At 36.7% G+C, this 11,098-nt stretch carries 9 protein-coding genes; all 9 read right to left on the reverse strand.

Features of this window, described 5'->3' with window-relative positions:
- A partial coding sequence (locus H5125_RS22090; RefSeq protein WP_220487390.1) for a hypothetical protein occupies positions 1 to 438 on the reverse strand: 438 nt, incomplete at its 3' end.
- Positions 439 to 1,266: a hypothetical protein gene (locus H5125_RS20905; RefSeq protein WP_182745319.1), complete on the reverse strand. Its 828-nt coding sequence runs from the start codon at positions 1,264 to 1,266 to the stop codon at positions 439 to 441. It abuts the gene before it with no gap.
- 160 nt (positions 1,267 to 1,426) lie between these two features.
- Positions 1,427 to 2,302 carry a dTDP-4-dehydrorhamnose reductase gene (gene rfbD, locus H5125_RS20910; protein ID WP_182745321.1) on the reverse strand — a complete coding sequence of 292 codons (876 nt, stop codon included), beginning with the start codon at positions 2,300 to 2,302 and terminating at the stop codon, positions 1,427 to 1,429.
- A 1-nt stretch (position 2,303) separates the two neighbouring features.
- Positions 2,304 to 3,173 carry a glucose-1-phosphate thymidylyltransferase RfbA gene (gene rfbA / locus H5125_RS20915; protein WP_162023644.1) on the reverse strand — a complete coding sequence of 290 codons (870 nt, stop codon included), beginning with the start codon at positions 3,171 to 3,173 and terminating at the stop codon, positions 2,304 to 2,306.
- Between the two features lie 52 nt (positions 3,174 to 3,225).
- Positions 3,226 to 4,296, reverse strand: a complete 1,071-nt coding sequence (gene rfbB, locus H5125_RS20920; RefSeq protein WP_182745323.1) for a dTDP-glucose 4,6-dehydratase — start codon at positions 4,294 to 4,296, stop codon at positions 3,226 to 3,228.
- 3 nt (positions 4,297 to 4,299) lie between these two features.
- A complete protein-coding gene (gene wecB / locus H5125_RS20925) occupies positions 4,300 to 5,427 on the reverse strand; it encodes a non-hydrolyzing UDP-N-acetylglucosamine 2-epimerase (RefSeq protein ID WP_182745325.1) in 1,128 nt (375 codons plus the stop codon).
- Between the two features lie 173 nt (positions 5,428 to 5,600).
- Positions 5,601 to 6,572 carry a Wzz/FepE/Etk N-terminal domain-containing protein gene (locus H5125_RS20930; protein WP_182745327.1) on the reverse strand — a complete coding sequence of 324 codons (972 nt, stop codon included), beginning with the start codon at positions 6,570 to 6,572 and terminating at the stop codon, positions 5,601 to 5,603.
- A gap of 217 nt (positions 6,573 to 6,789) precedes the next feature.
- Entirely contained in the window at positions 6,790 to 9,537 is a 2,748-nt protein-coding gene (locus H5125_RS20935) for an SLBB domain-containing protein (protein ID WP_182745329.1), read from the reverse strand.
- Positions 9,538 to 9,999: 462 nt separating this feature from the next.
- On the reverse strand, positions 10,000 to 10,509 hold the full coding sequence (gene rfaH / locus H5125_RS20940; protein ID WP_101086419.1) for a transcription/translation regulatory transformer protein RfaH: 510 nt from the start codon (positions 10,507 to 10,509) through the stop codon (positions 10,000 to 10,002).
- Between the last annotated feature and the right edge of the window lie 589 nt (positions 10,510 to 11,098).

Genomic DNA, 11,098 nt, shown 5'->3' on the forward strand with positions numbered 1-11,098 from the left:
AATAAAAATAAAAAAAAGTGAGAAGATTAAAAACAAAAAAACCTGAAAAAACAATAAAAAGAAATATGTATTATCGCCTGCACTTCGTCTTAAATATTCCAAGTTTACATAAAATACTATATAACAAAACGCAGATGCTAGTACACCTATATATATATTAACACTTAAAGAAAATCCGACAACGAGAAAAAATGAAAAAAACAAAATTGAATTTGCATATTTAAATGCTAAACCTATTTCATCATCAAAACTTTTATCACCATAGAATCTAAATATAGCTGCGGGTATCTGTAATGATAAAATAGGTATTAAAAAAAACTGCATCACTTGGTATGTAGATATTTGTCCAACTTCTTTAATATCTAGAAACTTGGCGAAAATAAACAAACCAAAAAAGGAACATGCTTTAGCTAGAAATAAAAATATGTACTTTGTCATTTACCCTACTAATAACTTAAAAAATATGTAACTTTTAAATTTAATTGAATATTTAACCGCAACATAAACCAAATATGATTCTAATAATATTCTTAGAACTCCATTAGGGTATGTTGCTCTAAAACCAAAAACCATATCACTAAATCTAACTGATGCTCTGGATGTATTATTACTATCACTCAACTCAGATAAGTCATGGCTTATTACCGATTCTAGCAAATAAATCCCAAACCCTAATTTATTATAATCTAACAAAAACTTAGTATCCGTAAAATAAAATTTAAGACGCTCATCATATTTAATTATATCTTTTTTCACTAATTCTACTTTTACGACCAGCCCACTATTAATAGCAACAATATCTCTGTCTTTAATGATACCTTTCCTATCTTTTAGTGTTGGGTCTAAAGTACCGAAAAAAAGTCGTAACCGCCCAGGACTGACTAGTGTGTCTCCATGAACTACTTTAGGAAGTAATAAGTAAACATTCATATCATTTATTACTTGGTTTATTTCACTGATATAATCATCTTCAATGATTGAGTCTTGATCGAGTAATATCGCATAATCAGAATCTTGTTCTAATAGGAATCTATTATATATAATAGGCAGTGTTTTATTTTCGAGGCTTTTAACTATTTCAATTTCAAATTTATCTTTTATTTCTTCATTTAGATAAATATTTTCATCGGAATACTTATTCATCCATATTTTCAATACGGGTTTATAATCAATATTCCGTAAATCTAAATTTGAAATAGCAATAAGTGATAATGATTCAACTAAATCAATTCCGTATGTTACAACTAAAATACTAACTTTTTTCATGTGAACTCATCAATTTATATCTTGATTATACTTTTATAACAAAAAGTTATATTTTTATATAAATGAAATTATATTTCAATTGGATTTATTCATAAAGTATCGTAGAGATTTTTTTTACTTAGGAAAATAGACATTTTGTATAAATTTAATACAAAAAACTTTATTTATTTTTTATCACATCTAACAATGCTTCTTGCCAATTACTTTGTTTAATAGAAAAATTATTTAAAATTTTATGGCAATCAAGTTTAGAGTTCGCAGGTCGTTTAGCCGGCGTTGGGTAGTCTGAAGTTGTAATAGCACTTAATTGCATTACATGAGAAATAATTTTTTGATCTAATGCTATTTCAAAAATCTTTTTAGAAAATTGAAACCAACTTACATATGGAAAACCTGAATAGTGATATATACCATATGCTTTATTACCTGATACTATTGATTTTGCAATCTTAATAATTGCACAAGCGATATCACCTGCATAGGTTGGGCCACCAAACTGATCAGCAACAACATCCAAGGAATTTTTAGTTTTCGCCAAACGAAGCATAGTTTTAACAAAATTATTGCCATGCTCACTAAAAACCCAAGCTGTTCTTAGTATAATATGCCTAGAACACGCTTGTGCAACTGCTTGTTCACCAGCCAGTTTACTGAGCCCATACTCACCTTGGGGATTGGTTTTATCAGACTCGGTATAAGAAGCACTACAGTCGCCAGCAAATACATAATCTGTCGAGATATGTATAATTGCGGCATTAATCGTATTAGCAGCAACCGCTAGGTTATGTGGCCCATCACGATTAATAGCATAAGCTAATAAACTTTCTTGCTCTGCCTTATCAACAGCGGTATAGGCAGCTGCATTAATAATGATGTTTGGATTGAATTCCGCGATTATTTTATTAACTTCACTTTCGTCTGTAATATCAAGCTGAACACGGTCTAATGCTAGCAAGGTGACATCTGACATTATGCTTAGTTGGTCGACTAAACAACTGCCAACTTGGCCATTCTTGCCTGTAATTAAAATCTTCATATTATAATCCGTTAGCTAAACGAGCTAAATATTGACCATAGTTATTCTTCATCATTGGCTTTGCTATTTCAGCAAGTTGCTCTGCGGTTAACCACCCATTACGCCAGGCAATTTCTTCTAAGCAGGCAACTTTTAACCCTTGAATATGTTCAATTGTTTGTACAAAAGATGAGGCTTCGTGCAAACTTTCATGGGTACCTGTATCTAACCAGGCAAAGCCACGGCCGAGCAACTCAACATTTAAGTTGCCTTGATTTAAATACATTTCATTTAAGGTGGTAATTTCTAACTCACCACGGTGAGATGGCTTAACTTTTTTTGCCATTTCAACAACACTATTATCGTAGAAATATAGACCTGTAACAGCATAATTAGACTTAGGTTTAGTAGGCTTCTCTTCTATTGATATTGCTTTCATGTTTTTATCAAATTCAACCACACCAAATCTTTCAGGGTCTTTGACTTGATAACCAAATACTGTCGCCCCCTCTTCTCTATTTGCAGCACTCTTCAATGTTTTGCTAAACGACTGGCCATAGAAAATATTATCACCCAAGACTAAACATACTTTATCTTTACCGATAAACTCTTCACCGATGATGAATGCTTGTGCTAGACCATCTGGTGAAGCTTGCACGGCATAACTTAAGTTTATGCCAAAATCTGAACCATCTCCTAATAGACGTTTAAAGCCTTCGTTGTCTTCTGGTGTGGTGATTACCAAGATGTCTCTTATACCAGCAAGCATTAAAGTCGACAATGGATAGTAAATCATTGGTTTGTCATATACTGGTAACAACTGTTTAGATACACCTCTTGTGAGTGGGTATAAACGCGTTCCTGAACCGCCAGCTAAAATAATTCCTTTCATAAATCCTAAAACCTTATACGTTAAACATGCCAAATATTATAAAAATATACGATTAAGAGTTTATGCCTAAGCGTTCACGTTGATAGCTACCATCTTGTACATGTTGACACCACGTTTGGTTAGCTAAATACCATTCTATTGTTTTACGTAAACCCGTTTCAAATGTTTCTTCTGGCTGCCAGTTAAGCTCATTGCTCATTTTACTCGAGTCAATCGCATAACGACGGTCATGACCAGGTCGGTCTGTTACATAAGTGATTTGCTCAGCGTATGGTCTGTCTTTTGGCACTAGGGTGTCTAAAATACTGCAAATGGTATTGACCACTTCAATATTTTGTTTCTCGTTGTGGCCACCAATATTGTAAGTCTCGCCTACTTTACCGGACGTCACCACTTTATAGAGTGCACGGGCATGGTCTTCAACATAGAGCCAATCTCGAATCTGGTCGCCTTTACCGTAGATAGGAAGAGCTTTACCTTCTAGCGCATTTAGGATCACTAAAGGGATTAACTTCTCAGGGAAATGATACGGACCGTAGTTGTTAGAGCAGTTAGTCACAATGGTAGGTAAACCGTATGTGCGTAACCACGATCTGACAAGGTGGTCACTTGATGCTTTCGATGCTGAATAAGGGCTACTTGGGGCATAAGACGTGCTCTCAGTAAATAATGGCAGCTTACCATCCTGCTCATCAGGATGAGGTAAATCACCATATACTTCGTCTGTAGAGATATGATGAAAACGAAATGCTTGTTTGGCATCGGCTGACAGAGTATTCCAATACTCACGAGTTGCTTCAAGTAATGTATAGGTGCCAACGATATTAGTTTGAATAAAATCTGATGGTCCAGTGATAGAACGGTCCACGTGAGACTCCGCAGCTAAATGCATCACAGCATCTGGCTGGTGTAGCTTGAAGACTCGGTCTAATTCTACTCGATCGCAAATATCAACTTGCTCAAAAACATATCGTTGACTCGACTCAATACTTACCAATGATTCAAGGTTACCAGCATAAGTTAATTTATCGACATTGACGACGCTGTCTTGAGTATTATTGATAATATGACGTACAACTGCAGAGCCAATAAACCCCGCTCCACCGGTTAATAATATTTTCATCAATCAAACCTTAGCTAGTATATTTAATATCTTCTGGCATGCAAAACCATCGCCGTAAGGATTGTGAGCAAAACTCATTTCCTTATACGCCGTGTTGTCCACCAAAAGCTTATTCAGATTATTTACAATTGCATCTATATCAGTACCTACTAACTTCACAGTTCCAGCATCTATAGCTTCAGGTCTTTCTGTCGTATCACGCATAACGAGTACTGGCTTACCTAAAGAAGGAGCCTCTTCCTGAATTCCACCAGAATCGGTCAAAATAATATAAGAGCGAGTCATTAAGTAAATAAACGGCAGATACTGTTGCGGTTCAATTAGGAAGATATTCTCTATACCATCTAAGATCCGATTAACAGGTTCTCTGACATTTGGATTTAAATGCATTGGATAAAGGATCTGACAATTTGGATGAGCCTTAGCAGTCTGCGCTAATGCTTCGCAAATTCGTTCAAAACCACCACCAAAACTTTCACGACGGTGACCTGTAACCAAAATCAATTTTTGAGCTTCGTTCAGGAATGGAAACTGCAATGCCAAGGTTTGTTTTAATACTTCATCCGACTCAATCTTATCTTTAACCATTAAGAGTGCGTCAATGACCGTATTCCCAGTGACTGTAATATCATCGATATTAACATTCTCTGTTAACAAATTTAGTTTAGATGTTTCAGTTGGGGCAAAGTGATATTTAGCAAGTACACCGGTAAGTCTTCGGTTGCCTTCTTCTGGCCAAGGAGAATATATGTTTCCTGTCCGAAGACCAGCTTCCACATGACCAACTGGAATTTGCTCGTAATATGCAGCCAAGCTTGCTGCAAATGTTGTCGCGGTATCGCCATGAACAAGTACTACATCAGGTTTAAAATCTTGCAGTACTGGTTTTAACTCTTGAATAATTTTAGCCGTTATATCATTTAGCGTTTGGCCCGCTTTCATCAAATCGAGATCATAGTCTGGTGTAATATCGAAGAGTTCAAGTACTTGATCAAGCATTTCTCGATGTTGGGCAGTGACGCAACATTTCGCTTCAAACCGTTCATCAGATGCTAAAGCATGAACTAGCGGAGCCATCTTAATAGCTTCTGGGCGAGTTCCAAATATTGTAAGTACTTTCTTTTTCGTCATGACATCAGACCTAGTTTAGAAGAACATCTACAAAAAGATGTTGAATAATTACACATTAATACGTCAGTATTAATGTTACGATTTTAGACAGGTTAATCGTCGCTAATCTAAATAGAACGTAGGTTTTTACAAAAACTATTTCAATAGTCTCTTTATTTAACCTTTTTATAATTTTATTTTTTAAAAAAAGACCTAATTAATACCAACATAACGGATAATATGCCGCCTAAAATTAAACCTAACAAACATATTAATGCTCGCTTGGGTTTAGCTTTTTCTTCTGGAATTAATGCTGGGTCGATGGTTTTAAACACATATTCGTCACGAACTTCGGCAAACATAATAGTTTTTGCCTGTTCTTCTATTAATTTATACAAGACGGAACGTATATCTGCAATATTTGTCTGTTGTATCTGAGTCTTTAAAAACTCTATACTTTTCTCAGCTTCAGCGACATCTCTCTGTTTCATTTCTGTATTAATATCAGCAACTAACCAGTTAACCCATTGCTGTGCTACTTGCGGAGATAAATGTTCTATATATACAGTAACCATACCAGTATCTTTTGCAGAATTAACTGCAAAAATTTTACTGAATTCTTTATATGCTTCTTGCATTGATGGTTTTGCTTTAAACGGGGCATCAACTATACGAAGCCATTTTTTATCACTTACATTATATAGCTCATCATCATAGTTGATTGTATTACTAACCATATCCCACGTTTTAGCTGCCATCAAGTCAGGTAAAATACTATGTTTTTGAATAAAGTCACTGATAAATTGACGAGACTTCATCACTTCGATAGCCATTTGGGTTTTATCGACACCACCGCCGCCACCTAAGTTGATGCCAGCCATGCTTGCCAGGCCACCAAACTGTCCTGCAAGTGCAGCTAAACCACCACCTTGCTCTGTGTCTGCAGGTGTTAACAGCGCTTCTGACTTATAGATATTAGGCTGGTTAATGGCAAAAATAACAGCGCCGATTGAAAATACAGCAGTGATGGCAATAATTAACCACTTGCCTTGCCAAATAACAGCAAAAAGTTCGCGTAAATCGATTTCGTCCTTTTGAACGCTTTCTGTTGCTTGTTGTGAGGTAAGGTTTCCATCATAAGCAGGTTGTAGGTTTTGTTTAGTCATAAGTCTTTTTTGTCTGGGAAGCAGTGCGCTTCGCTTCTAGATTCGAGGACGCTTCGCGGCTAGGTTCTATAAAATCTTGGTAGCAAGCGATATCAAGAGATGACAAGCGGTTAGGGGCAATTGCAAGCCAAGTACCTAGGTGCTCGACCGCTCTATCCGTGAGCGCAGCGTTCGCTTGTTATCGCTTGTTATCGCTTTTTCATATCAGCGAAGCGGGCTAGATCCCTGAAATAGCAGCAAAGGCTACAGCAGAGTTATAAATAATCTGGGTGACTTGCGACCAAAGGGTTAAGTTATCTTTGTACTCTGTGTCTAGAGGGACAATAACAGTGTCTCCGGCTGAAATTTGAGAGTCGGAACTAAACCAGATACTCTTAGTTGGCATCATCACTGAACCATTGGCTTTTATAACATAAATTCGGTCTTCGTCTCCGCGCTCTCTAGAGCCACCAGACAGTTGTAAATATTCTTCTAACGTTAAGCCTTCTTTAAATCTATGGGTTGAAGGATGCTGAACCTCACCCATTACTGCAACTGTTTGCTTGGTCGTTGGAACATACAATACGTCACTGTCTTCAAGTTGAAGATCGGCTTCTGGGATACCTAATTTAATTGCATTTAAATCAACAACCAAACGACCTACCGCTTTTATGTTTTCCAAATCAGTTAACATTAACTGTACTTCTGAATAACTACTGGCTAAACCGTCTTTTGATACACCACGAGTGGCAATGTCTCTGCGAAGTTGATCGGCTAACTTCATAATTTCGAGCTGCTCTTGTAAACGAACAGATTCACGTACAAATACTGACGCTGAAGGATATGCAAATTCAGTAAACCCACCTGCTCTAGCAATCACGTCAGATAGTCTTTCACCACGTCTGATGTTATATGTACCTGGAAACTTAACTTCACCTTTGATTTCAATAACTTTTCTTTCTTGCCACTCTGGAGTCGTCAGAATAGTGACCATATCACGACCTTTTAGCTCGAGATTGTCTTCTTGACTGCCATTAATTGCTGCATGAAGGTTAATGGTTTTATGGATAATATCCGATACTATTGACGTAGTATGTGTGCGTGTTAGTTCTGCTCGCTCAATGTAGGCACCTTCTAACAACCCACCAGCGGCTTTAAGCAAGTCGGTTACGTTAGCGTTATTTGTTAAAGGATAAACACCTGGATGGCGAATTTTACCTGCTATAGCGACAATTCTTATGCCTTGTTGTGCGTTACCCTGAAGAGTCAGTTTGGTTACGATAGGATATAATAACTCTTTTCGCGACATCACATTACTGAGCTTGATTAAGTCGCGGTCTTCAAAAAGATTTGATAGCATTTTGGCGACTTCGCTACTGACTAGCGACTGTTCTTCAGATTCTTTTTCACTTAAGACAACGCCCGCAATTTCGTTGGTATATTTTTTTGCTACTGAATTGTCTAATGTTTCGAACCCTACTTTGAAAAGATCTGCATCCAGTAATGAATCACCTTTCAATGCTTCAACTTTATTCACTCGTTTCTTTACTAACGAGTTTAATTCAAAGCGATTTTGAGTATCGTCATTAAAGTTAAATATCATCACTTTATCACGAGGCTGTAAAGCCAGGTTTTGTACAGAATTAGGAGAAGTAATGGCTTCACCTGGGGCAAACTGTAACGTCTCGATATCGCCGTGCTTATTTATTTCTCGAATGATTAAGCCATAATCTAAATCAGCAGATATGAGTAAATCTCCCCAAATTGATGGCATAAGATCGCTAATACGCTGTTGCTTCCATTGATATTTACCAGGGCGAACCACTGCACCAACTACCGTAATGGCATCTTCGTACTGATTAGAGGCATTTTTAACTCGAATGTAATCGCCAGCTTTAGCTAAAGTGTTGTTACCTTTGGCAGAAGTTAAATCGACATTAACTATGGTTTTTAATCCATTAGTATTATAGCGCTCAATACTGCTATTTTTCGGATAGGCACCTTGTTTAATACCAGCAGCCATATTGATAACATCTTCAATGGTTTCGTTCTTTTTCAGTTCATAAATAGCTGGGCGCTGTACTTCACCAGCAACACTGACTAAACCGCCGATTGATGGGATGAATACCACGTCACCAGAACGGAGATTAATGTCTCCAGAAGCATCACCACGAAGTAATAAATCATATAAGTCGAATGAGCCAATAAGCTTACCACTACGCTTAACTTGCACGTTACGAAGACTACCAATTTCATTTACCCCACCAGCAACGAATAACGCCTGAGTGATGGTTGATAAACTTGATACGGTATATGAGCCTGGTTTGTAGGCATCACCAGCGATGAAAATGCGAATTGAACGTAATTCACCCATGGTGATATTTGATTCAATGCCAATCATTTGCTGCTTTATGCGCTTAGACAGTTCTTGACGTAAATCGGAAAAGCTTAATCCGGCAACAGATACAGGGCCTAAATCAGGAATTTGTACTGTACCATCACGATTAATGGTTAAACTGTATTCGTTGCTTTCTTTGCCGTATAACTGAACTTTAATAACATCACCAGGACCGACCATATAATCACTTGGTACAGGAACATCTGTTACTGGTGCAAAAGTTGTTGGTTCACCTTCAAACATTTCGTAACCGAAACGTTTTAGTGTGTCTTTGTCACTGTCTTCTTTAAAATCAAATTCATTCTTTTTATTTTTTTCTGTGTATTGATCTTTATCTTTTTTGTTGCCTTTATCATCACGGGGTTCAACTACGTTAGGATTAGTAACGTTAACAGAATTATTAGAGCTACCTGAAATCATTGATGGATCGATACCATACTGACGGGCGATTCGTTCCTGTTCTGCTTTAGGTAATTGTTTAAACTGTTCAAGCATCTGCGGTGTAGGTGTAACAGCATTTGCTTGTGTTGTTAAAATAATAAGGGCTGATAAGCCAGCTATTAACACGTTTTTGGTTTTATGTAACACCAGGTATCTCCAATATTATTTTTTTAATTAAAATGGTTCTAGGAACTCGCAGGCTCGCCAGAGGACGGACTTCGTCCTACTAGTGTTGCGGCGCTACTAGGGACAGCTTTGCTGTTAAGATTTTATAGCATCTAGCAGCGAAGCGCTCTCGCATCTAGATTTTTGATTATCGATTTTAAGACACGCTACCGCCCATGGATTACGGCTTCCAACATGCCCTTCGCTGTGCGAAATATATCTTTATCGCCGATATAATCTAAATAATCGGCGCGAAATTATACCTAAACGATAACTTTAATGTTGTAAGTAAATTGTTTTTTACTTACCTACAAATAGCAAAGTAGATAAAAACATTAATATTGGTTCTTTTTACCAATCAATTGGTTAAATAACAACCAAAGTTAAATATGTGAATAGACAATATCCTACAAGATCTAGGGCGGAAGTCTTAACATACTACTATTATTCTGTTTTGCTACCAGAAACAGGCGTTAGATTCGTCAACTCAACTAAAATCCTTTTCTGTTGCCCCATGATGTTAAATAACACATGGCAACGTTTATCTGGATTATTCTCGTCGAATATTGCTTCAAGGTCTTTAAACGGTCCATCGACAAATTTGACTTTATCGCCTTTGCCTAACGGTTTTACCTCTTCTGGTACATAACCTTGAACACGTCTTTTAAGCGCTGAAATAATTCTGTCGTCAATGGGAGTCATATCTTCTCGGCAGCCAACAATACGATTAGCACCACGTGTATTGTGGATTTTGCTGACGCTGGTGATAAGAGGATCAAAATAGATAAACAGGTAGCTAGGGAAAAGTGGTGCCGTAACCATTTGTGGTTTATTGCGGACCATTTTTTGCTGGGTGATCACAGGTAAATAACTCTCGACTTCTTGTAAAGCCAAATTTTGCTGTGCACGTACTTCATGACGTGGTTTGCAATACAGTAAATACCAAGATTTCATTATTACTCGCTTGTTTAGATTTGCTCATCAGTTTGAGCAAGTGACATCCCATTCACGACTTGGGATATTAACAAAATTACTTACTTATTTGAATGTGTTTTTGAGCCTTAATGCCTATAAATACAGCGTTTAAATCATTGTCTGGTTTTATATTAAGCAATAACACCATCATTTATTATCTACATTCAGAAGTAACTAATTGATTTATCATTCTACATTGACTTAACACTTTTAGCGCACAGCACTCGGTTAATTTTGCTTTATGTATAATAAAAAGTGCTTAGTAATGTCAATCTGCTTACGTTGGCGGTTACCAAATGCAAACGCACATTCTCAAAATCCGTTGATATTTTGTATACCTAAACAGATTTAACAACTAATTGACTGTCTTTTATCATGTTATTTTGCTTCCAGTTATGACAATCCAAATCTGACTTAACCGATTATTAAATGATTTACTCCATCGATTATTAAATGATTTACTCCATCGATACATTATTGATCGACTATCGATCGATAATTTATAAATTCTGTTTGATGTTAGTCATTAATGTCAGTTTAAGGCGCTATAGATATAGATATAGATATA

The organism is Shewanella sp. SR44-4, assembly GCF_014163715.1.
Lineage (GTDB): Bacteria > Pseudomonadota > Gammaproteobacteria > Enterobacterales > Shewanellaceae > Shewanella.